This window comes from Amycolatopsis sp. NPDC052450 (genome assembly GCF_044547565.1).
GTDB lineage: Bacteria > Actinomycetota > Actinomycetes > Mycobacteriales > Pseudonocardiaceae > Amycolatopsis.
The window spans coordinates 29192-51387 of sequence record NZ_JBIUAQ010000003.1 but is presented as its reverse complement, the minus strand read 5'-3'; the positions used below and the strand labels follow the sequence as shown (position 1 = coordinate 51387).

The window sequence follows — 22196 nt, the reverse complement described above, 5'->3', positions numbered from 1 at the left end:
TCAGGAGAGGCGTGCGGCCTCCGCCATCGCGCGTCGCCGCACCTCCCGCACGACAAGGGATCGCGTGAACGCCGACGACACGGCGCTCAGCCAGGCGCTTTCGTCCCGCAGGCTGGGGTGCGCTTCATCCTGCCCGGACGACGGATGCGGCCAGCTTCGGCCTGCCTCGCGCATCACCAGCGCCGCCGCGAGTTCGGCGGCGGCGCGCGTGGGTTCGTCGACCGGGGCGCGCAGCCAGTCCCCGAGGTGCGGCGGAACGTGGGCCCGCAACGCCAGTAGACCGTCACGGATCTCGATCACCCTGCGGTACAGCTTGAATTCGAGGTCGTGGCGTACCGGCAAGGCGATCTGCGGATGCGCGGCGACGAGTTCCTTCCACAGCGGGGTCACCGCCCGGATCCCCTGCCACGAGCGGATCAGCCGGAGCGCGCCGTCCCAGGTGGTGAACAGTCCGCCGAGGCCCCACAGCACCATCGCGAGAAGTCCGACAAGGCGGGCGCGTGGCATGAAATCGAGGTCCGAGAGGTCGGTGATCTCCAGCCACAGCGTGGGAAGCCCGGAGAACAGCACCCACGCGATGGTCGCGACGGCGGCGCAGACGAGGATCCGCAGGCCGGTCCGGAAGGTCCCTTGTGGACGGTCCGCGGCACTGCGGACCAGCGTCCGGGTGAACATCACCAGGCAGGTGACCCCGTACGTCGTGAGGACCACCTGGTAGGCGACGACGCTGAACCGCCATTGGAACGCGGGCGTGCCCAGCTCGAGCCGATGCGGGAGGATGTCCAGGTAGCACAGGATCATCAGCGCCCAGCACAGCACGATGGGCCAGAACGGCGTCGGCTTCTCCGGGGACCGGGTACTGCGGACCACCTGGACCAGCGCACGCATCGCGAGCAGTTGCAGCGCGTTGGTGACCAGCCGCGGGAGCAGGTCGTCGCCGAGGAACCGGACCGTGGCTTCGGCGGAGAGGGCTAGGCCCGCCGCCATGCTGAGGAAGAACGTGGCCAGATGCACCGGCCCGGCGCGGACCGCCACCAGCCGGGTGAAGCCGATCGACGCCAGCAGCGCGGCGGACAGATAACTGATCATGAACCGAGGGCGTGGCGCAGCCGGTCGGAGCCCGGCCCGGTGCCCACGGCGCGGCGCATGAGCAACGACGCGACGAGTTCGGCCTCCTTCTCCTGCTCGTGCGCGTACGTCGTGCGGCCGAGGACCCGGCGGACCAGGTCCACCGAAAGCGAGGGCGCGACCATCGCGGCGATCGTCTCCGGCCGCACCTCGCCTTCGACGTGCCCGCACAGCAGATGACCGAGTTCGTGCAGCAGGATGTGCCGCTGGTGCAACGGAGACGTGTCCCGCGTGTAGAAGACGTAGTCGGCCCGATCGGTCGCCGCGAGCACCCCGCACGGCGCCCCCGGCCGCGCCTCGAGCGGCACCAGTTCGATGGGCCGCCCCCGCATCGCCGCGACCTCGCCGAACAACGTGGTGACCTCGAACGGATCCGGTAGCCGCACGGCGGCCGCGATGCGCTCACATCTGCGCCAGAGCGCGCTCTTCCTGCCCAGCATGGCTACTCCCCCTGGTCACGCTTGGATTCGCGCCGCTTGATCGCCTCGACGATGTCGGTCACGGTTCCGAGCCCCTCCTCGGACAGCGTCACCGCACGCAACGCCAGGTTGCGCACCGCGCTGTTGCGCAACGCTCCCAGCAACTCGACCTCTTCGGCAAGCGCCCTCCCCTGTTCGTCGTCGAAGAAGTAGGCGGGCGGAACCTGGAAGAACGCCGCGAGCGCCTCCAGATGCCGCTTGGTCGGGTTGTCCCGGCGGCCCGTCCGCAGCTGCCAGAGGTAGGCGGCGGAAAACGACTCGCCGGTGTTCTCCCGGCAGGCTCTCGCCACCTCCTCGTGGCTGTACTGCTCCCCGTTGGGCCGCCGGACCACCTGGAAGAGGCGGTCGATCCGGTCGGTGAGCGTCGTCGCCCGTGGTTCGGTCACCGTCACCTCCATAAGCTGAAATGAATGACTCCCGGTTGAGCATTCATGTGAGTTGACAACCGTGAAGATTCTCCCCTACGGTTTCCACGTTAGCTGAGATGAATGACCATGGGGAGTCGGTCGATTCTGGCTGACGAACCGGAGGGGGAGTTCCCATGAAGAAGTTGCTGACCGCGGCGGCACTGGCGGTGGCCGCGGTGACCCTGTCGGCGCCGCCGGCGCTGGCCGTGGAGACCGGAGAGTTCCACGCCAGCGGCATCGGCCCCGGCCCAGGGGCGGCCATCACCTCGGCGGAGAAGGTCGCCCGCACCTTCGCCCGCAACACGGGCTGGCTGGACTCGCAGTGCTACGTCCGCGCTTCCGACGTCCGGTCACACACGAGTTACTACAGCGCGACCGTCTGGCTCTACTGCCAGCGCTGACATCAGGAGGGGAAACCATGAACAAAACGATTGCCCGCGCCACGGGGGCCGCGGTCCTCGCCGGACTCATGACACTCGCGCCGACGGTGGCGAGTGCCGCGACGACCGTGCAGGAGACCCGCGCGTTCCTCGGGACGACCGTCGAGAAGACCTCGGCGTCGGCGAAGCGGACGGCGTTGCAGCAGGCCTACAACGAAGCCTCCATGTACGGGTACACGCCCGATCAGTGCGTGACCATCCACCTGTACTCGGTGAAGATCAGCTTCGTGATGTACCGGGGTGAAGCCGGGATCCACTGCACGAAGTAGGCGGTCCGTGAAGGCCTCCTTGAGGGACCCTGGGTCCCTCAAGGAGGCCTTCACGGAATCCAAGCTAGTTTGACCGGATGAGTCTTCTCGACGACGTGGCCGAACGCGACGGCTGGCGATGCTGGGTCTGCGACGAACCGGTCGACCCGGGGATGTCGGTGAACGACCCGCGGGGCCCCAGTGTCGACAGCCGGACCGCCGACCGGAAGGCCAAGGTCACCGAGCGGCTCGCGCACCGCGGCTGCAACACCCGCAAGGGCGCGGTCAAGGTGGTCATCGCCTGGCCGGATCGCCTGCACGTGGTCGAACCCGCGCCGCTGATCACCGTCGCCGGACGGCTGGAACGCAAGGGCGGCCGCGAACTGGTGGCCCGCAGCCCGACCGAACAGGACGCCCGGGAGGCGGCGGATTGGCTGGTCGACCGGTTTTCCCGGCTGCTACCCGGAGTGCCGGTGACCGCGGGTGTCGAGCCCGGCGGCGGCCAGTTCCTCGTCATCCTGAAGCGCGGCTAGGTCGCGTCCTGCAGCAGGGTCCCGGAAAGTCGCATATCCGCTGGGCCGTGTCGCTCTCGCTGATTCGAACCGGACATCGGGGATTCGCTCGCGGCCGTGAGGCGACCGTGTCGCGAAAGCCACTTTCGCGACGCCTGGCGTCGCGAAAGTGGCTTTCGCGACGTACCTCGACCATGAGTTTCAGCGACAGCACCGGCGTAGCGAAGGCCCCCTCTCCGCCACCGCCCTGCACCCGACGTTGCGATCCTCACAGGACACGGCCTAGAGGTCCGCCTTCAGTTTCGCGTCGGCGTCCTTGACCAGCACCATCACGTCCTGGTGGAGATCCCACGCGGCCTCGTCGTACCCGGCGAGGCGCAGGCCGGGCGTCTCCAGCGCACGCTGCACCGCCCAGCCGGGCGAGCTGAGCGAAATGCCGTACCCGTCGTTGCCCGCGTAGTCGTTGTAGCCGAAACCGCAGGCCTTGTACGCGGCGAGCATGCGGTCGGTGGCACGCGCGTCCAGCCCGTAGTCCTTGCCCGCTTCGGCCCGCATCGCCATCCGGCGGCCATGCGTGGTGACCACCGCGACCCCGCCGGGAGCCAGCGCGCGTGAGAAGTAGCGCAGCAGCGGGCCCCAGTTCGGGGCATCGAGATGGGTCAGCACCGAACCGCACCACAGCAGATCCACCTCGGTGACCTGCTCGATGTCGTCCACATCCGGCGCACCGGGCACCGCCCGCGCGCCGAACGCCTCGGCGCAGCCGGCCAGCGCCGCCGGGTCCATGTCGCACGCGATCAGCTCGGCCGCCGGGAAAGCGGCACGCAAGGACCGCATCACCCGCCCGTAACCGCATCCGAAATCCAAGAGCCGCCGGGGTTCCGGCCGTCCGGTGACCTGAAGCGCGGCGAGCACCGCACGCAACGCGTCCTTGGACACGCTCAGGTAGTGCTCGATGTTGTTGCTCGCGAACATGCTGTCGCCGTCGGCGATCTTCGTGCTCACGCCCGCCATGATCCGCGCGACGGTCTCGTCCAGCGTTTCGCTCATCCGGCAACCGTATCGACCGTGCGGTCAGGCGGCGAAGACGGTGCGCACCACGGACTCGTCGCCATCGATCTCGACCAGCCCGAGACCGCGCGCGTCGGCGAGCGTGAGAGCGCCGGCGGAAAGGCCGAGGACGCAAGCGGGTTCGGCGCGGACGGTGGCGTCGAGTTCGCGGCCGTCGTGCGGGCCGATTTCGAAGCCGGCGCGGGTCGCGCGGAGCTGGAAAGTCGAGCCGCCGATCTCGAGGCCGACCGTCGCCGAGACGCGGACCTTGACCCGGGAACCGAGCAGGGCGGGGACGGCGAGGGCGAGCCACTCCGGGCGGAAGGCGTCGTCGCCGGGGCCGCGGACCATCAACGGGGCGGACCAGCGGATCAGGCTCTCGATCGGTTCGCGCAGCTCGGCACCCCACGGCGTGAGGGCGTACTCAACGACGCTGCCCGAGCCTGCCAGCCGCCGCTCGACCACGCCTGACGCTTCGAGGTCGCGGAGCCGATCCGCGAGGAGGTTGGTCGCGATGCCGAAAAGGCCGTCGATCAGTTCCCGGTAGCGGGCGGGGCCGAGGAGGAGCTGGCGGACGATGAGCAGATTCCACCGATCTCCGACGACCTCCAGCGACCGGGCGAGTCCGCAGTACTGGCCGTAGCCGCGCATTCGTAGCTCCCGCTTGTTTTTCTCAAGTGTGCGTGACAAGCTCAAGCCTACCCGAGAAAACCCTGAGGGGGCCGCCATGGTCGACACCACCGAGCGCGTGCGACCCGCCTGGGTCGACGACAGCCTGTTCCCGTTCGAGAGCCGTTTCGCCGACATCGACGGGCACACCGTGCACTACGTCGACGAGGGATCCGGGCCCACACTGCTTTTCCTGCACGGCAACCCGACATGGTCGTTCCTCTGGCGCGACGTGATCCGCGCGCTGCGCGGCGAGTTCCGCTGCGTCGCCCTCGACTACCCCGGCTTCGGGCTGTCGACCGCGAAACCCGGCTACCGGTTCTGGCCCGAGGAACACGCGGACGTGGTCACCGCGTTCGTCGACGCGCTCGGCCTCGAGAACGCCACTCTGGTCGGCCAGGACTGGGGTGGCCTGATCGGCCTGGCCGCCGTGCAGCGGCGGCCGGACGTCTTCGATCGGCTGGTGCTCGCCAACACCTGGGCCTGGCCGGTCAACGGCGTCTTCCACTTCGAGGCCTTCTCCCGGCTCCTCGGCGGACCTCCGGCCCGCTTCCTGGTCCGGCGGCTCAACCTCCTCGTCAACGCGTTCATCCCCACCGGTCACCGGCGCCGGAGGCCGAGCGCCGCCGAAATGACCCATTACCGCCGGGCGCTGGGCACTCCCCGGCGACGCCAGGCCTCCGCCGTGTTCCCGGGCCGGGTCCGCGCCAGTCGCGCCTTCTTCGCCGAGATCGAGGCCGGCCTCGCGGCCATCTCGCACCTCCCGGCACTGATCGTGTGGGGCGACGCCGACATCGCCTTCCGCCCCCAGGAACGCGAACGCCTGGAAGCCACCTTCACCGACCACGAGACCGTGATCGTCGAGGGCGCCGGCACCTACGTGGAATCCGACGCGCCCGAGGAGTTCGTCGCCGCGATGCGCCGCTGGACAACGGCGCATCGCGGCACGGACTGAATTCACACCGGGTTCACTGGGCGTCCAGAGCCCGCCGGAAAGCTCGCAGATCACCGACGAACAGGTCGGGCTCTTCCAGTGCGGCGAAGTTCCCGCCGCGGTCGTACTCCGCCCAGTGCACCACATTGGGGAAGTCGCGATCCACGAACTTCCGGATGGACATGAACGGTGCCTCCGGGAACACCGCGACGCCGAGCGGCGCCGAAATCGGCGGATACGTCCCGGTGGTCGCGGCGATGGGCAGCTGGTCGACGATCTCGTAGTACAGCTGCGCGGAAGAGCCGCCGGTGCCGGTCAGCCAGTAGAACATCACGTTGGTCAGGATGCGGTCGAGGCTCGCGGCGTCCTCCGGCCTGGTCTCCGCGTCCGCCCAGTCCTTGAACTTCTCGATGATCCAGGCCAGCTGGCCGACCGGGGAATCGACCAGCGGGTACGCGATCGTGTTCGGCCGGGTCGCCTGGAGCTTCATGGAACCGGAGAGGACGTCCACGAAACGGGCGGTCCGGTCGAGCCGGGCCTGGTCGGACTCGCTCAGGCCGACGAGATCGTCCGGGTTCCCACTGGGTTTCGTGACCAGGGTGTTCAGGTGGAGACCCGCCACGTGGTCCGGATCCTTCAACGCCACGAAAAGGGAGACCCCGGAGCCGAAATCCCCGCCTTGCGGCACATAGTGGTCGTAGCCGAGGCGTTCCATCAGCACCGCCCACGCCGAAGCGATCCGTTCGATCGTCCAGCCGGGTTCGGAGGGCGGACCCGAGAAACCGAATCCCGGCATCGCGGGAATCACCAGATCGAACGCGTCGCGCGAATCGCCGCCGTGCGCACGCGGATTCGTCAGCGGGCCCACCACGTCGAGGAATTCGACCACCGACCCGGGCCATCCGTGCGTTATCAGCAGCGGAAGCGCGTCGGGTTCGGGCGAACGAACGTGGATGAAGTGGATGTTCGCGCCGTCGATCTCGGTGACGTACTGCGGCAACGTGTTCAGTTCCGCCTCTGCCGCACGCCAGTCGTAGGAGTTCCGCCAGTAGTCGACGACCTCCTTGAGATAGGCGGTCGGCACGCCGCGATCCCAGCCGACGTCGGGAAGATCCCGCGGCCAGCGCGTCTGGTCGAGGCGACGATCGAGATCGTCCAGCTGCGATTGCGGTATTTCGATGCGAAAGGGTTTCAATGGAGTTCCTCGCGTGTAGTGCCGACGTGGTGACCAGTCGGGACGGAACGGCCTCAGAGATACGTCGTGTTCGGCTCGAGCCCGCACAGATGCCTGCCGAGCAGTTCGAGGTTCGTGTTCGGGCTCGTCAACGCGTGCAACGCGATCGTTTCGATATCCCGATGTATTCGCTGAATCGGCACATCGTTGTAGATCGAACTACCGCCGCTCGCGGTCGAGATGATCCGGATGGACTCCTGCGCCAATTGTGCCACCCGCCCCATTTCCACCCGGGAGCGAATGCGTTCGGCTTGCGTCCACGGCTCGTTGCGCGCCGCCTTCGCGTCGACCAGGTCGGCGAACGTCCGCGCCCGCAGCCGCGCTTCCTCGGCGAGCAGAGTGGCCTCGCCGACCTGGAGATGCGTGAGCGGCGCGGTCTGCTGCGATTCGTAATCCGTGTACGTGATCTTCCGCCCGGGAAGCCGGTCCAGGAAATGCTCGATGGCGGCCTCGGCCGCGCCGAGGCATTGGCCGGCCGTGGCGATGGTGGAGGTGACCAGCATGGGCACCTGATAGATCGACTGGGTGGAGTTCGTCTCCGATTTGCATTGCTCGTCGAAGAACTCCATCACCGGACGGACCCGCGCCTGGGGGACGAACACGTCGTGCGCGCGAACGCTCACACTGCCCGAACCACGCAGGCCGTGAGTGTGCCAGTCGTCGATGACCTCGAAGCTCGACGCCGGCAGGATCGCCATGATCGGACCTTCACCGGCGCCCGCTTCATCGGGTTCGGCGACCACCAGTTTCCAGTGGCTGTGGAGTACCCCGCTGTTGAACCTCCATTCGCCACTGATGACGTAGCCGCCGTTCGTCCGCGACGCTTTCCCGCTCGCCGCCAGCGTTCCGCAGACCCGCGAGTTCGGCGTCGCGAACACCTCGTCCTGCACCTCGTCCGGATACAACCCGGCGATCCAGTTGATGAGCGACCAGACCGAAACGCAGAAAGCGGCGGAACTGTCACCGCGAGCGATTTCCGCGTGGACGTCGATGAGCGTTCTCGCGTCACTCTGATATCCACCGTATCGCGTGGGAACGCGCATTTTGAGCAGCCCGGAACGTTCGATCCCCTCGATGACGTCCGCGGGGAGCCGCCGGTTCTCGTCGATCCATTGAGCACGTCCCCTGATGAGAGGGACCAGCTCGGATGCGCGCGCGACCAACTCCTCTCGTGAAGGGGATTGGATATCCAGCACCATCTTGACCTCCGGCGATTCGTTCGCTTGGAGCGCGGTATGACTGGATCCTGTCCGCCGCGAACCCGGGCTGCATCTCCGAGTGTGCCGTCCGGCGCCGCCACGGGATCCTCTCGGCCGTCCGCACTACGATCCGTGATCACGGGAAAAACCTCCGCACCGGGCGATGAGTTTTCCGGTGCCGGCGAGTCTGTATATACGAGACGAAGGGAGACATCGTGCGGAAAGTGATCGTGCAACAGTTCGTGTCCTTGGACGGCGTGGTCCAGGGGCCGGGAACGCCGGACGAAGACCGCGAAGGTGGTTTCGAGGGTGGCGGCTGGACCGCGAAACACGCGGGCAGCCTGCTCAGCGACACCTTTTTCACGTGGACGGCCGACGAGGACGCGCTGTTGCTCGGCCGGAAGACCTACGACATCTTCTACGCGTACTGGCCGACGACCGGCGATCACCCGATCAACAAACGCCTCGAGGCGATGGACAAATACGTCGCGTCACGCAGCGTCAAGTCCGCTGACTGGGTGAACACCACCATGATCGACGGCGACGTGGCCTCCGCCGTGAAAGAGCTCAAGGACGGAACGGGCGGACCGATCTGGGTGTCGGGCTCCGGCAACCTGACCCATACGCTCATGCGGAACGGCCTGGTCGACGAGTACCGGCTGCTCTTCTTCCCGGTGGTCGTGGGGTCCGGGAAGCGCCTCTTCGTGGACGGCGCGATCCCCGCCGACTTCGATCTGGCCTCGTCACGCACGGTCGGCGACGTCATCGTCGCCACCTACGAACGCCGCGACTGACGCCGCCCGTCCGGCGATCGCGACCGGTCACCGCCTGATTCCCGGCACAGCGATCAGTTTGGGCACTCCGGTCTGGTCTGTACTTCTGTCGCCTGCACGCGACTACCGACCATCACGAGCATCGAACAGGAGTGTCTGGCAATGACGAGAACTACAGCTTCGATGGGCGCAAAGGGGGTGCGGCCTTGAATACCTCGACCGTCACCCCGCCCCGTCTCCGGCCGGGATGGGCGCTCGTCGCAGTGGGCATCGGCGTCTTCCTGACGTCACTCGACGTCGTCGTGGTCGCGACCGCGTTGCCGAGTTTGCAGGCCGAGCTGGGCGCCAGTCTTTCCGAGCTGGAATGGACCATCAACGGCTACAACCTGGTCTTCGCCTGCCTCGTCCTCACCGGGGCCGCGCTCGGGGACCGCTTCGGGCGCAGGCGGATGTACGTGCTCGGGCTCGGCCTGTTCGCGCTCGCGTCCGTGCTGGCCGCGATGTCGACCTCCATCGACACCCTGATCCTGGCGCGGTTCGCGCAGGGTGCGGCCGCCGCGGTGGCGATGCCGCTGAGCATGAGCCTCCTGGCGGACAACTTCCCGCCGGAGAAGCGCGGCGCCGCCATGGGCATCTGGGGAGCCATCGCCGGTGTCGGCATCGCCGGCGGCCCGGTCGTCGGTGGTTTCATCACCGAGGGGCTGTCCTGGGAATGGATCTTCTGGCTGAACGTTCCCTTCGCGATCATCGCGATGGCCCTCGCCTACGGCGTCCTTCGTGAATCGTTCGGCGGGCGACCGAAACTCGACTTGGGCGGCCTGGCATTGGCAGGCGTCGGTCTCTTCGCGCTGACTTGGGCCGGAGTGCAGGCGCCCACCATGGGCTGGGGCAGCTGGGAGGTCATCGGCGCGCTGATCCTCGGCGCCGTCCTGATGGCCGCGTTCGTCAAATGGGAGACCCGGACCAGTCACCCGATGATCCCGTTGGCGTACTTCCGGAACCGTGGTTTCGCCACCGCGAACATAGTCGGTTTCTGTCAGCAGATCTCGGTGATCGGCACCCTGTTCATCCTCGCGCAGCTCATGCAGACCGGACTAGGCCTCGACCCGCTCCAGACAGGTCTGCGTCTCCTCGTGTGGACCGGTATGCCGTTCCTCGTCGCGCCCATCGCGGGCAGCCTGGCCGACAAGTTCGGCACCCGGCCGTTCATGGTCGCCGGCATGCTGCTCCAGACCGCCGGGCTGGCGTGGATGGGAGCCGTCACGGCGCCCGGCATCGGCTACGGGCAACTGATCGGCCCGCTCATCGTGTCCGGCGTCGGTATCTCCATGTGCTTCCCGACGATGACGACGCTCGCGTTGAGTTCCGTTCCCCCCGGCGACACGGGGACCGCGGCCGGGGCCAACAACGCCGTCAAGGAACTGGGCAGCGTCTTCGGTGTCGCCATTCTCGGCGCCGTCTTCGCGATGTACGGCAGCTACGCCAGCCCGGCTTCCGCGATCGACGGCTTCCAAGCGGCGCTTTACGTCGGTGCGATCGGCTCCGTCTTCGGTGCCATCGTCGCGGCGTTCTCCCCCGGGAAGAGGGCCGCCGGTCTGTCCGCGCCCGCCGGCGACACCGGAACCCCAGATCCGGCACCCGTCGAAGGCGCGACAGGACGGTAGGTACCCCTCGATGCCAGGGCCGTGCCGGGAGACCGGCGCGGCCCTGGTTTCTCTGTCGTGAGTGGCAAAAGAGGGCTTGGGTTCTGGTGGACCGAAAGTCAAAAGTGTCGTGCCAGGTGGTCGCCCTGAAGATAGTGAAGGGCTCCTTTACTACCTTCACCTTCACGGACCGGTGAGCGTTCCTCGTCCGGCGATCATGTCGCTTCAGCGATGAAGGCGAGAGGGGAGGATTTGGGACGTTCAACGTCCCAGATCCTCCCCTCTCGATCCACCCGAGCTCAGCTAGATCGGTTCCGCACCGGAGGCAAAGCCTCACCCTCACGGACCGAGTTCCGCCGTCGGCGGGAACCGGGAAACGAAGTCGCAGACCGAGATATGGGTCGGGGTGAGCGAGATGATCGCCCAGTCGTTGTCCCGTTCGACGTGCCCGTCGGCCCAGTCTTTCAGTTTCCTGTCGTCGCCGATCATCCGGCGGGCCATCTCCAGATGTATTTGCGGAATCCCGGAACAGATCTCGATCGAAGTGGTCCCGCGTCCGGTCACGGCGATCGGCGCGTAGTCGACGACCGGCAGGCCGAGCGACGACGAGATCTTCACCCGCGCCTCGGCCGCGGTCGGGCCGGGACCGACGTCCAGGGAGAACGCGGCCTCCGGGTGCGCCACAATGGACTTCACCTTGTACGCCGCGGCCGGTGACGCGAAGACGAAGGCCGCGCCGTCCCAGAGGTAGACGACCGGGATGACTCGGGGGCTGCCGTCCAGGCCCGTGTATCCGATCCGCAGCGCGATGGGCATCTCCAGCAATGTCCGCACGACCGGATCGGTCTCCACGAGTCGCACGATGTCGGAGTATTTCATCTAGTACTTCCTCACGGAGTCACGACGCCGGAACGAGGCGCCGATCTCGTCGTTCGGTTTCACCCTGGCATTCGCCCGAGGAACGCGACGAACTTGTCCGTCTCACTCGCCGAAGGCCCCACTTTGACCGGGGGCGCGAAGAAGGGCGACCGATGCGACTCTGGAATGACAGAGTGGCTCAATTCGAGCAGGTCACGAGCCAGTTGCTTCGGAACGTCGAGATTGTGGCCGCAGGCGTGCGAAATGTCCCACGCGTGCGCGGCGACCTCGATCGCCCCCACGCTCGCGGCGACGCCACCGTCCAGTGGACGGTCGCCGATGGACAGTGACGGCGACGATTCCCGCATGCTCACGACGCTCAGCAGGCGGCTGGCCAGCACCTGTGCCGTGATCGTCGGTCCCGGCTTAGGCGTCGGCGCCGAAACCATCGCCCCCTGCCCTACTTTGAAGAGTTCGACTCCCCCGGTCACGATCCCCTCGTGCAGATCCGCCATGGATTCGTTGACATGCCAGAGAAGTTCGCGCAGCGTCCATTCGCTGCACGGCGTGGCCCGCTCGAGATCGACCTCGGCGATATCGGTGAAGACCACGAGCGCGTAGACGATCGATCCCTCCAGCAGCCTCGACCCGTCCGCGAACCCCACTCCTGGCACGGGTTTCACGTCCCGCTCGGTCCAGACGGGCGGCCGAAGACCTCCGGCAGGTCGAAGAGCTCGAACAGGCCGGGCGACTGGTACGACACGATGTGGTCGATTCCTTCGTTGGTGACCGACACGACGTTGAGTTGATGTGCGCGGTGCACTCCGTCGCTTCCCCGCAGGTACGCCGCGAACGCGGGCTGCCCGTTCGCCGAGGTCCGGACGAGCCGGTTGTCCCCCGCCGCCGAAGGACAGAAGCGATCGATGAAGGACTCCATCGCGTCGCGGCCGGCGATCCACATCGGCAACGGCGGCATCTCCCAGACCGCGTTCTCCGTCATGATCCCGGCCAGCGCGCTGCTGTCCGCGTTTTCGACGGCGGCCACGTATTTGTCCAGCACCGCGCGGCGGGCGGGCACGTCGACGACCTCGTCCTCCGCGGGAGCGGCCTTCTTGACCGTCGCACGGGCTCTCTGCAACGCGCTGTTCACCGCGGCGTGGCTGATTCCCAGCAGGTCCGCGACCTCGGGTGTCTGCCACTTGAGCACGTCACGGAACAACAAGACCGCGCACTGTTTCGGTGGCAGCAGCTGCAAAGCGGCCACGAGGGCGAGACGCATGCTGTTGCGCGACGCCGCGACGGTGGCCGGATCCTCCGTCCCCGCCCCGAACACCTTGTCCGGGCTCGGTTCGACCCACCGCACGTGCGGCAGTGGCGCCAGCGCGCTCGGCGCGACGTCCAGCGGAGGATGGCCGAGGCCCGAAGGCAACGGCCGCCGTCCGCTGCGCTCCAGTTCGGTGAGGCAGACATTGGTCGCGATCCGGTACAGCCACTGGCGCAACGACGAGTGCTGTTCGAGCCCGCCGAAGCCGCGCCAAGCCCGCAAGTACGTCTCCTGGACGAGCTCCTCGGCGTCATGGACCGAGCCGAGCATCCGGTAACAATGCGCCAGCAGCTCACGGCGGAAAGGCGCGGTCACCCGCTCGAAATCCTCCTCGACCAGCACTGCTGCCTCCCCTCACCTCACCGGCACCCATGCCTCGTCCCCGCCGGCGATTCGACGTCACAACGATACAGACCACCGGGCCCGCCGAAACTCATCGCTCGCGCCGAAAATCACCCTGTGTGACCGCCGAATCCGCGGAAACAAGCCCTATCGAGTGGCGCTCGAAAGGCCCACGTCCGCTCCGCGGGCAGGTCGTCCCTTCACCACTCGACGTGCCGTGCGCAGGACGTCGAGCATGAAGGCGGGCCGCATGAGCGTCTGCGGCGGGTCGACGAGGCCCGCCACCCGGAAGAACGCCGCCGTGAACCTGCCGCCCACCTGCGCGGCGGTATGCAGGCGCGCCATGAAGACGTTCCCCATGCGGACCTGCAGATCCCGCTTTCCGACCACTTCCGGGAAAGCGAGGTCACCGCCCGCGGAAATGCTCCACGGCACGTCGATGATCGGTTTCAGTTCGCGGAAGAATTCGACCGGCCGCGGCTGTCCCTTCGCGAGATGCTCGGCGAGCGCGACAGCCTCCATGGCGGCCACGGTCATTCCCTGGCCGTAGACCGGGTTGAAGGCGCACACCCCGTCACCGATGACCAGGAAAGCGGCCGGGAACCGGGTCAGCTTGTCGTACCGCCGTCGAATGCTCGCCGGGACCCGGAACGACGTCGCCTCGCCCACCGGTTTCGCCGTGTGCACCGCGCCGTGGATCTCGGGAGCGGACAGCGATCGCGTGTAGTCGAGGAAGCCGTCGAGTTCACCGGGCGGCCGGTCGCCGATGATCCCGGTCAGGGAGACCAGTGCCTCCCCGTTCCCGAGATTGACGAAGAAGGCGCCCCGGGGGTTCGCCGGACAGGCGACCGGGTTGATCGCCAGGTCGTTCCCGAAAGGATCTTCGGTCAAGGTGAAATTGCGCGAGGTGTAGGTCAGGTCGATCTTGATGCTGTCCTCGCCCGGCCGTTCGTAGCCGAACTCCTCCAGCCAGGCGGGTGTCCTGCTGCCCCGGCCCGTCGCGTCGACGACCAGGTCCGCGGTGAGGACGTCGTCGGCCTCGGCGGTCGTGCCCGCGACCCGGACACCCTTCACCCTCGCCTTGTCGTCGGAGACGACCAGTCCGCGGATCACCGTGTTCTGGAGGACTTCGACGTTCGGCAGAGCGAAGACCCGCTCACGGATGTAGGCCTCCAGCTGTGGCCGGGTCGCCGACACACTCAGCAGGCCACAGTCCTTCTGCGCCAGCCGGGCGCCGTTGAAGTACCACCGCAGACGGCCCGCCATGTCGCCGATGGGGACGCCGTCGTCCTGCATCTGCGCGAGCAGCCCCGGGAACAGGTCCTCCAGGATCTGCTGGCCCTTGGCGAGCAACGCGTGCGCGTGCGAGCCCTGCGGTATCCCGCGACGGGTACCGGTCACACCGATGATTTCGTCTCGTTCGACGAGGATGACCGTGCGATACCGCTTGGACAGCACCCGAGCTGTCAGCAGACCGGCGATACCCGCGCCGAGAACGACCGCTCGTTCGCCTAGATGATCGACCACGTGAAGCCTCCGTTTCAGGGACCGCTGCTAGGGATGAGCGACGGCCCATGGGATCTTCATGACAGCTCCTCCCGATCGCGGAGCGGAGCAAGCGGCTTGGGCGCCGCGGACCGGGACGGGCCCGGGGCCGGCCTGCCGAGGCCGTGCTTCAGCACACGCCTCACCATCGACGGCCGCATCAGGGTCTCCGGCGGGTCGATCAGGCCCGCCACCCGCATGAACGCGCCGGCGACCCCGGCGTCCTTGGTCGCGGCGTACTGGAGACGGGACATGTACGCGTTGCCCATCCGCACCTTGAGCGTGCGGCGGCCCTGCACACGCGGGAAGTTCAGGTCGCCGCCCGCCGAGATGTCCCACGGCGCGTCGATCACCTTCGCCAGGTCCGTCAGGAACGATCCGGGCCGCACACCACCCTTCCGCAGATGCTCGCGCAGGGTCAGTGCCTCGATGGACGCGACGCTCATACCCTGGCCGTAGACCGGGTTGAAGCTGCACAGCGCGTCGCCGATGAGCAGCAGGCCGTCCGGGAAGCGGGAAAGGCTCTCGTAGCGGCGCCGGACGCTGGCCGGGAAGCCGAAGCTCACCGGCGCGTCCAGTCCTTCGGCGTCATGGACGGCGTCGTAGATGTCCGGCACCGGCAGCGAGCGGACGAATTCGAGGAACGCGCCGGGTTCCGTCGGGGGATGGTCGCCAAGGATCCCGGTCAGCGAAAGGATGCACGTGTCCTTCCCGATCTGCCCGAAGAACGCGCCCCTCGGATGCGCGGGCGAGGCGACCGGGTTGATCGACTGCACGCCGCCGAACCATTCCGGCCGCGTCCGGTAGAGCCGGGTCGTGTAGGCGAGGCCGACTTTGACCTTGTCCTCACGCGGGCGGGCGTAACCGAATTCCTCCAGCCAGGCGGGAGTCCGCGAGCCACGCCCGGTCGCGTCCACGACGAGATCGGCCGCCAGCGTCTCCTCCTCGGCGCCCTCGGCGCGCGACCGGACCCGTGCCCCGATCACGCGGTCCCGGCCCGGTGTGGCCAGCAGGCCGAGAATGTCGTGCTTTTCCAGAACCCTGACATTCGGCAATTCGGCGACGCGAGCGCGTAGATACCCTTCCAGGAAGGGGCGTGGCGCCGTCACCGAGATCAATCCGGTGCGTGACGGCCGCAACTCCCGTGCGTCGAAGAACCAGCGCATTTCCCCGAGATCACCGGTCGGCACGCCATTGGCGCGCAATTCTTCGGTGAAACCGGGGAACAATTCCTCGATGATCAAATGGCCACGAGCGTGCAGGCCGTGTGCGTGCCGGGTGTGCGGAGTTCCCTTGCGTGCCTCGTAAACGCCGACGATCTCGTCGCGATCGACGATCAGCACCTCGGAAAAGAATTCGGCGAGCACCCGCGCGGCCAATGTTCCGCCGATGCTGCCGCCCAGTACGATCGCCCGTCTCCCGGTCACGTTACTCACGGCGCCAGTCCCCTTTCTCGTGATCAGCTCGGGTAATGCTTTCAGCAGGCGGAACGGCGGCGCATCTTTGAGGGTGCGGCGGCAATGGACCGACCATGACAGTGTCGTGCCCGGTCACGCATCTCTGGTTGTGCGCGGGTGCGCCCGATCCAACGCGGCACGATCGAAGATGCCCCGGCCCACCCACGGTGAAAGCGTCTTGCACACCGGGGCGGACAGACGGCGGTGAACGCGTTCCGTCCACGCCTTCACGAGGAGGTTTCAGTCTTGTCCACCGAAATTCCCACGCGTGAGCAACTGGTGCGGCGTATCTCCGAGCTGCGGCCAAGTCTCCGAGACAAGGCAGGCTGGGCCGAGGAAAACCGTCGGCTCCACGACGACACGATCGACGCACTGGCGGACGCCGGCGTGTTCAAATTGCGCACACCGAAGCGGTACGGCGGATTCGAGGCGGACACCGCGACACTTCTCGACGTCGCGGCCGAAATGGGCAGGGCGGACGGGTCCACCGCGTGGACCGCGGCGGTGTACTGGATTCCCACCTGGATGGCGTCGCAATTCCCGGACGAGGTCCAGGACGAGGTGTTCTCGACACCCGACGTTCGCGTATGCGGCACGCTCAGTCCGACCGCGATGGCCACCCCCGCCGACGGCGGCGTGGTGATCAACGGCAAATGGGGCTTCATCAGCGGTGCCCATCACGCGCACTGGCAGGAGGTCATCGCCGTGCTGGTCGGCGGCGAGGGCGAGCCCTATCCGATCATGGCCCTGGTGCCGATGTCGGACCTGCTGATCGTCGACGACTGGCACACCTCGGGGCTCAAGGGCACCGGCAGTGTCAGCACGGTGGCGAAAGAGGTGTTCGTCCCGCAGGCACGCATCATGCCGCTCCCCGCCATGTTGCAGGGGCAGTACGCGAGCGTGCGGAACGCCGACGCGCCGATCTACCGGGCCCCGCTGCTGCCCGTCGCGTCCGCCTCGTCGGTCGGCAGCGTGCTCGGGATGGGCAACGCCGCCAAGGAGTTCTTCCTCAAACGCCTGCCGAACCGGAAGATCACCTACACGGCCTATGAAAGTCAGCGGGAGGCACCGCTGACCCACCTCCAGGTCGCGAGCGCGTCGTTGAAACTGGACGCCGCGGAGTTCCACGGCAAGCGCCTGACGTCCCTGGTGGACACCAAGAGCGTCGACGGCACCTCGTGGAAGCTGGAGGAGCGTGCGCAGGCGCGCGCGGACATGGGCGCGGTATGCGCGCTCGTCAAAGAGGCGGTGGACATCTTCAGCACCGCGAGCGGCGGGTCGTCGATCTACACGGACGTGCCCATGCAGCGCATCCAGCGGGACGTCCAGGCCGTCAACCTGCACGCGCTCATGCACCCCGACACCAACACGGAGCTGTACGGCCGCGTGCTCTGCGGTCTCGAACCCAACACGCTGTACTTCTGATCGCCGAAATCCGGAAAAGGGAAGGGAACCCATGGACTCCAGCACCAAGGCGGAGCAGGCCGCGGTCGCCGCGCTCACGCAGAAGGTGATTTCGGCGTGGGCGTACAACGACGCCGATACCTTCGCCGACGTCTTCACCGAGGACGGCACGATGATCCTGCCGGGCCTGTACAAGAAGGGCCGTGAGGAGATCCGCGCCTACCTCAAGGACGCCTTCGCCGACCAGTACAAGGGCACCCAGGTGACCGGCAAGCCGGTCGACATCCGGTTCTTCTCGAACGAGGTCGGCCTGCTGCTGACCCAGGGCGGAGTACTCGCACCCGGCGAGTCCGAGGTCTCGGACGCGCAGGCGATCCGCGCGGCGTGGTTCGTGGTGAAGCAGGACGGCGAGTGGAAACTCGCCGCCTACCAGAACAGCCCCGCCACCCAGCGCCTTCCCGTCCCCGGCACGTCGGTGAACTGACACCACGCCGGTCTTGCGCCCGAACGTCCAGTCAGAGGACGGCGTTCGGGCGCATCGGCGTGTGCGGGTGCCTTCGCCATATGTGCGATTTCGCGTGTCGCCTCCTGCATACGCGTTCTCCTGGCCGTGAGGGCCTCCTTGCCTACTCTGAAGGTAGGGAAGGAGGCTTTCGCTACCTTTGGATGTGGTCCCTGGTGACGGTGGGCGGCTGTGACCTCGGCGGCCGGTCGTGAAAGTACATGAAGGCCCCCTTCCTTGCGCCTAGTGTCCTGAACCGGAAGTTCGCGCCGTAAATCCGTATCGATATCCGGCCGTTTCGCGACTGGTCCGGGGGTCATGAGGTGAAGATGAGGCTCTTGACCGTCCACAAAGGACGCCGGGCAGGCACAAGTGTCCATTTTGGGTACATTGCGCGGGGGTGGGGGGGGGGGGGGGGGGGGGGGGGGGGTGGGGGGGGGGGGGGGGGGGGCCCCCCCCCCCCCCACCCCCCCCCCCCCCCCCCCCCCCCCCCCCCCCCCCACCCCACCGAAAAACCGCACATTTATCCACAAGCCGGACATATCGCCGCCCGAAAGTGTCCCTTATGGACACTCAAGACGGGGCCGGCTCCCGTAGCCGGTCCGGAACCTCGCCATGAAGGCATCCTGGCTACCTTGAAGTCAGCGAAGTGCTCACGGCCTCAGCAGCCAGCATCTTCACCGCACAAAACAAGAACAAGATCCTTCGGCACCACGCCGAAGTACCACACGAACTTCCGACTCGGGACACTAGCGCAAGGAAGGGGGCCTTCATGTACTTCGCTAAGGCGAGACACGCGTGATTGAAGGCGGAACACGCCGGGTTTCGTGCCCTCAACGTGGCTTGGGCTTCATGAGCGTGGCGAGGGCGGCACCGGCCACGAGTACACCGGCCAGGACGGCGAGGGCCGTGCGGGCGGCGGAGAGGTATGCGTGCTGCTCGAGTTCCCCGGTGACGCGGTTTTGCAGGATCGCGCCTGCCACGGCCGCCCCGAGCGCGCCGCCGATCTGCCGGGCGGTGTTCAGGATCCCGGACGCCGCACCGGAATCCCCGGGGGTGATGTCGCGCATGGCCTCGGTCGTCGCCGGCGCCAGGGTCAGGCCCTGTCCGACGCCGACCGCGATCAGCGGGAGGACGAACACCGCGGCGGTCGACGAGGAGTCCGGCAGGAGACCGACGCCGAGCACGCCGAGCGCGAACAGCGCGAGCCCGGAAACGAGCAGGGGTTTGCCGCCGATCCGGTCGGTCAGCCTGCCGGCGACCGGAGCGACCGCGCTGAGCGCCAGCGTCCAGGGCAGCGCGCTCAGCCCGGACTCGACGGGGCTCATGCCGAGCAGTGTCTGCGTCTCGAGCACGAACACCAGCAGCAGGCCGTACAACGCGAACGAAGTGATCAGCGTGATCGTGGTCGCGATGGCGAAGTTCCGGTCACGGAACAGCGTGAGCGGCACCAGCGGTTCCGCGCGGCGCCGTTCCCACAGCACGAACGTCACCAGCAACACCACCGAGGCGCCGAAGATCGCCGGGATGGAGACCGGGCCCGCCACCGTGCCCCAGTCGTGCCGCTCCCCCTCGATCAGCCCGAACACCAACGCGGTCAGGCCGGTGGTGGCGAGCAGCACGCCGACCGGGTCGAACCGGTGCGAGCGTGCGGTGCGCGGGGCGGGAACGAGCCGCAAGGTCGCGACGATCGCGATCAGGCCGATCGGCACGTTGAGGTAGAAGACCGACTGCCAGCCGAACTCGGTGACGAGCAGGCCGCCGAGCGTCGGCCCGCTCACCGACGCCAGGCCCGCGACCGCGGTGAAGATCCCGAACGCGGCGCCACGGCGCCGTGCCGGGAAGATCACCGAGATCAACACGAGTGCCTGGGGCACCAGGGCCGCCGCGCCGACACCTTGCAGAACCCGGAAGAAGATCAGCGTCCCGGGGGTGGTCGACAGTCCACACAGGACGGATGCGACGGTGAACCCGGCCAGCCCGGCGATGAAGACCGCGCGCGGGCCGACGAGGTCGCCCAGGCGGCCGAAGACGATCAGCAGCGCGGCGAAGGTCAGCAGATAACCGTTGAAGATCCACAGGATCTCGTCGATCCCGGCATCGAGCACGCGCATCATCACCGGCGCCGCGGTGTTCACGATCGTGGTGTCGAGCAGGATCAGGAAGTTGGCGAGGCACAGCACGCCGAGCGCGAGCCAGGGATCGGACCGCATTCCGGTCCGCGTCAGGTCACCGCGCATCCTGGCCGGTTTTCAGTACACCGATCCTTCGCGCGGCCGCCATACTCGCCCATGACGTCACCTCGACCAGCGCCCTGTCCTCCCGATGGACGCGCTGGAACTCCGCCACGATCGTCTCGTCGACCTGGTAGGAGGCCATCGCGGTCACCAGCGCGAGCCGACCGGCCGCGCGTTCGGACGCGGGCAACACGGTGATCGCCTCTTCGGCCCAGGCCCGGCTCGGTCCGGCCGGCTGACCATCCCAGGTGGCCAACCGGGCGTGGACCAGCGCGGCGACTCCCTCGGTGACGCTGTCCCGGGTGGCGGCGTCGATCGCCGCGGCGGCACTGGCGAACGCGGCCGCGATGACGGGGTTGCCCGCCGCCCACCGCAGGTCCGGCGGCAGCGGTTCCCGCGGCAGCAACCCGAGCGACGTGCCGGGCTCACCCGGTTTGGCCGCCACCGCACCCATGAACCTGCTGAAGAAGGCCTCCGCCGCGCCGCGGGCCGCCGCCGGGATCCCGTCCGGCAGCGGCGAATCGTCGAGGAACACGTTCACCATGCGGTTCAGGTAGTGGAAGCACACCGCGACCCCGACGAGTTCCGCGGTGTGGTCGGCCGGGAACGGGCGGGTTTCCGCCACCCCGGGCAGCCGTGCCCAGGCAGCGATGTCCATGTCCGCCGTCAGATCCGCCGAGGCGCCGATCCCCCGCACCGTCGCGCCGTGCACCGTCACGCAGTACGGGCACTCGTTCGACCGCGACACCGCGGTGGCGACGCGTTCCTTCGTCCGTCGATCGACGAGGCCGGGCGCGACCAGCGTCTCCCGCAACATCATCCAGCTCCCGGCGAGCGCCGCCGGGGCGGCGGCGTGCAGCGCCATCGGCGGAGCGAGCATGCCGAAGTCGCGTTCGACCTGGCGGTACACGTCCGCCACCAGCCCCGTCGCCCGCCGCGGCGCGACCGGGGTCACGTAGCGGATCTGCCTGAGCGAGCGGCGCAACGCGGTTCGCAACAGCCTGGAGGTCATGATCCCTGACTGAACTGTCCCGCTTCGCGTCCTTCGCCCGCGGGCCCGCGGTAGGCCTGTGCGATCTCCAGCCACTGTGCCGCGTGCTCGCCGGTGGCCACCAGGGCGAGGTCGGAGTGGTGACGGCGCCGGGTGACCAGCAGGCAGAAGTCCTCCGCCGGACCCTCGACGCGCTGGGTGGCGTCCTCCGGCCCGAAACCCCACCGGGTACCGGCGGGCGACACCAAATCGAACCGGAACTGTTCGGCCGGCGCCGTGAGCCCCCTGGCCAGGTAGCCGAAGTCCCACGTCCGCACCGCGAACGCGACCAGATGGCCGAGGCGTTCCGTCCGGGTCCGGCGCACGCCGAGCGCGTCCGCGATGTCCTGGCCGTGGGCGAACATCTCCATCATCCCGGCACTCGCGAGAATGGACGGCGGCAGCGGATTCACCAGCCACGGAACGAAACCGGCGGGATCGGCGGCGGCCAGTGCCTTCGACGCCGCGGTGCGTTCGGCCTTCCACCGGTCGAACAGCACGGCGGGAGGATCCGGCAGGAACTGCGACAGCGCGGCGTGGACGTTCGCGTCGAAATCCGGCCCGAGGCTGCCGGCGAGGTTCTTGAACCCCTCCGGATCGGCCGCGGCCAGCCCCGCCATCCGGAAGGTCGCGGCGAGATGCGCCACCTGATGCGCGATCGTCCACCCCGGCGCCGGGGTCGGCGTAGCCCACTGTTCCGGCGTGAGCGACGCGAGCAGCGCGTCGAGCTCATCGCCGTCGGCGTCCAGATCCTGAATGACTTCCCGCAAACCGGCCACGC

Annotated in this window: 23 protein-coding genes; 8 read left to right on the top strand and 15 right to left on the bottom strand. The window is 67.9% G+C overall.

The window, feature by feature from the left end; translation table 11 throughout:
- Genes ACIHAO_RS07585 through ACIHAO_RS07575 form a run of 3 tightly spaced genes read right to left on the bottom strand, consistent with a single transcriptional unit; the run spans window position 1 to window position 2005 of the window.
- Window positions 1–1089 (bottom strand): MAB_1171c family putative transporter, encoded by a 1089-nt coding sequence (locus ACIHAO_RS07585; protein ID WP_396555481.1) that lies wholly within the window; start codon window positions 1087–1089, stop codon window positions 1–3.
- On the bottom strand, window positions 1086–1568 hold the full coding sequence (locus ACIHAO_RS07580; protein ID WP_396555479.1) for an ImmA/IrrE family metallo-endopeptidase: 483 nt from the start codon (window positions 1566–1568) through the stop codon (window positions 1086–1088). Before ACIHAO_RS07580 ends, ACIHAO_RS07585 begins: the two co-directional genes overlap by 4 nt.
- A 2-nt stretch (window positions 1569–1570) precedes the next feature.
- Window positions 1571–2005, bottom strand: coding sequence for an XRE family transcriptional regulator (locus ACIHAO_RS07575; RefSeq protein ID WP_396555477.1), 435 nt, complete (start codon window positions 2003–2005; stop codon window positions 1571–1573).
- Window positions 2006–2148: 143 nt separating this feature from the next.
- Between ACIHAO_RS07575 and ACIHAO_RS07570 the strand changes: the two genes are divergently transcribed.
- The 3 genes from ACIHAO_RS07570 (at window position 2149) to ACIHAO_RS07560 (ending at window position 3235) form a co-directional block, all read left to right on the top strand.
- Window positions 2149–2415: a hypothetical protein gene (locus ACIHAO_RS07570; RefSeq protein WP_125785575.1), complete on the top strand. Its 267-nt coding sequence runs from the start codon at window positions 2149–2151 to the stop codon at window positions 2413–2415.
- Between the two features lie 17 nt (window positions 2416–2432).
- The gene (locus tag ACIHAO_RS07565; RefSeq protein ID WP_396555475.1) at window positions 2433–2723 is read left to right on the top strand and encodes a hypothetical protein; all 291 of its coding nucleotides are present in this window, start codon (window positions 2433–2435) and stop codon (window positions 2721–2723) included.
- Window positions 2724–2800: 77 nt separating this feature from the next.
- A complete protein-coding gene (locus tag ACIHAO_RS07560) occupies window positions 2801–3235 on the top strand; it encodes a hypothetical protein (RefSeq protein ID WP_396555473.1) in 435 nt (144 codons plus the stop codon).
- Between the two features lie 261 nt (window positions 3236–3496).
- Here the strand turns inward: ACIHAO_RS07560 and ACIHAO_RS07555 are convergent, their stop codons facing one another.
- Both ACIHAO_RS07555 and ACIHAO_RS07550 read right to left on the bottom strand, forming a co-directional pair.
- Window positions 3497–4264, bottom strand: coding sequence for a class I SAM-dependent methyltransferase (locus ACIHAO_RS07555; RefSeq protein ID WP_396555471.1), 768 nt, complete (start codon window positions 4262–4264; stop codon window positions 3497–3499).
- A 24-nt stretch (window positions 4265–4288) separates the two neighbouring features.
- Complete coding sequence (locus tag ACIHAO_RS07550; protein WP_396555469.1) at window positions 4289–4915, bottom strand: winged helix-turn-helix transcriptional regulator; 627 nt, start codon at window positions 4913–4915, stop codon at window positions 4289–4291.
- A gap of 76 nt (window positions 4916–4991) precedes the next feature.
- Here ACIHAO_RS07550 and ACIHAO_RS07545 point away from each other — a divergent pair, with 76 nt between their 5' ends.
- Complete coding sequence (locus tag ACIHAO_RS07545) at window positions 4992–5888, top strand: alpha/beta fold hydrolase (protein ID WP_396555467.1); 897 nt, start codon at window positions 4992–4994, stop codon at window positions 5886–5888.
- A 13-nt stretch (window positions 5889–5901) separates the two neighbouring features.
- Here the strand turns inward: ACIHAO_RS07545 and ACIHAO_RS07540 are convergent, their stop codons facing one another.
- Complete coding sequence (locus tag ACIHAO_RS07540) at window positions 5902–7062, bottom strand: epoxide hydrolase family protein (protein WP_396555465.1); 1161 nt, start codon at window positions 7060–7062, stop codon at window positions 5902–5904.
- A gap of 53 nt (window positions 7063–7115) precedes the next feature.
- The gene (locus ACIHAO_RS07535) at window positions 7116–8264 is read right to left on the bottom strand and encodes an acyl-CoA dehydrogenase family protein (RefSeq protein WP_396555463.1); all 1149 of its coding nucleotides are present in this window, start codon (window positions 8262–8264) and stop codon (window positions 7116–7118) included.
- 251 nt (window positions 8265–8515) lie between these two features.
- On the opposite strand from ACIHAO_RS07535, the gene ACIHAO_RS07530 reads away from it, so the two are divergent.
- Both ACIHAO_RS07530 and ACIHAO_RS07525 read left to right on the top strand, forming a co-directional pair.
- Window positions 8516–9094: a dihydrofolate reductase family protein gene (locus tag ACIHAO_RS07530; protein WP_125785570.1), complete on the top strand. Its 579-nt coding sequence runs from the start codon at window positions 8516–8518 to the stop codon at window positions 9092–9094.
- Between the two features lie 185 nt (window positions 9095–9279).
- Complete coding sequence (locus ACIHAO_RS07525; protein ID WP_396555461.1) at window positions 9280–10737, top strand: MFS transporter; 1458 nt, start codon at window positions 9280–9282, stop codon at window positions 10735–10737.
- A gap of 318 nt (window positions 10738–11055) precedes the next feature.
- Here the strand turns inward: ACIHAO_RS07525 and ACIHAO_RS07520 are convergent, their stop codons facing one another.
- From ACIHAO_RS07520 to ACIHAO_RS07500, 5 genes are all read right to left on the bottom strand, one after another.
- The gene (locus ACIHAO_RS07520) at window positions 11056–11595 is read right to left on the bottom strand and encodes a pyridoxamine 5'-phosphate oxidase (RefSeq protein ID WP_396555460.1); all 540 of its coding nucleotides are present in this window, start codon (window positions 11593–11595) and stop codon (window positions 11056–11058) included.
- Window positions 11596–11654: 59 nt separating this feature from the next.
- Window positions 11655–12248 (bottom strand): TIGR03086 family metal-binding protein, encoded by a 594-nt coding sequence (locus tag ACIHAO_RS07515; protein ID WP_396555459.1) that lies wholly within the window; start codon window positions 12246–12248, stop codon window positions 11655–11657.
- A 5-nt stretch (window positions 12249–12253) separates the two neighbouring features.
- Complete coding sequence (locus ACIHAO_RS07510; RefSeq protein WP_396555457.1) at window positions 12254–13240, bottom strand: sigma-70 family RNA polymerase sigma factor; 987 nt, start codon at window positions 13238–13240, stop codon at window positions 12254–12256.
- 147 nt (window positions 13241–13387) lie between these two features.
- Window positions 13388–14767 carry an FAD-dependent oxidoreductase gene (locus ACIHAO_RS07505; RefSeq protein ID WP_396555456.1) on the bottom strand — a complete coding sequence of 460 codons (1380 nt, stop codon included), beginning with the start codon at window positions 14765–14767 and terminating at the stop codon, window positions 13388–13390.
- Window positions 14768–14823: 56 nt separating this feature from the next.
- Window positions 14824–16221, bottom strand: a complete 1398-nt coding sequence (locus ACIHAO_RS07500; protein ID WP_396555454.1) for an FAD-dependent oxidoreductase — start codon at window positions 16219–16221, stop codon at window positions 14824–14826.
- 267 nt (window positions 16222–16488) lie between these two features.
- Here ACIHAO_RS07500 and ACIHAO_RS07495 point away from each other — a divergent pair, with 267 nt between their 5' ends.
- Both ACIHAO_RS07495 and ACIHAO_RS07490 read left to right on the top strand, forming a co-directional pair.
- Entirely contained in the window at window positions 16489–17667 is a 1179-nt protein-coding gene (locus ACIHAO_RS07495; RefSeq protein WP_396555452.1) for an acyl-CoA dehydrogenase family protein, read from the top strand.
- 31 nt (window positions 17668–17698) lie between these two features.
- The gene (locus ACIHAO_RS07490) at window positions 17699–18130 is read left to right on the top strand and encodes an SgcJ/EcaC family oxidoreductase (RefSeq protein WP_396555450.1); all 432 of its coding nucleotides are present in this window, start codon (window positions 17699–17701) and stop codon (window positions 18128–18130) included.
- A gap of 851 nt (window positions 18131–18981) precedes the next feature.
- Here the strand turns inward: ACIHAO_RS07490 and ACIHAO_RS07485 are convergent.
- From ACIHAO_RS07485 to ACIHAO_RS07475, 3 genes are read right to left on the bottom strand one after another with little or no spacing between them, the layout of a single operon-like run.
- A complete protein-coding gene (locus tag ACIHAO_RS07485) occupies window positions 18982–20361 on the bottom strand; it encodes a DHA2 family efflux MFS transporter permease subunit (protein ID WP_396555448.1) in 1380 nt (459 codons plus the stop codon).
- Between the two features lie 16 nt (window positions 20362–20377).
- Window positions 20378–21397 carry a carboxymuconolactone decarboxylase family protein gene (locus ACIHAO_RS07480; RefSeq protein WP_396555446.1) on the bottom strand — a complete coding sequence of 340 codons (1020 nt, stop codon included), beginning with the start codon at window positions 21395–21397 and terminating at the stop codon, window positions 20378–20380.
- Window positions 21394–22194, bottom strand: a complete 801-nt coding sequence (locus ACIHAO_RS07475; protein ID WP_396555444.1) for a TIGR03084 family metal-binding protein — start codon at window positions 22192–22194, stop codon at window positions 21394–21396. The genes ACIHAO_RS07480 and ACIHAO_RS07475 overlap by 4 nt, the downstream gene beginning before the upstream one ends.
- Window positions 22195–22196 lie beyond the last annotated feature (2 nt).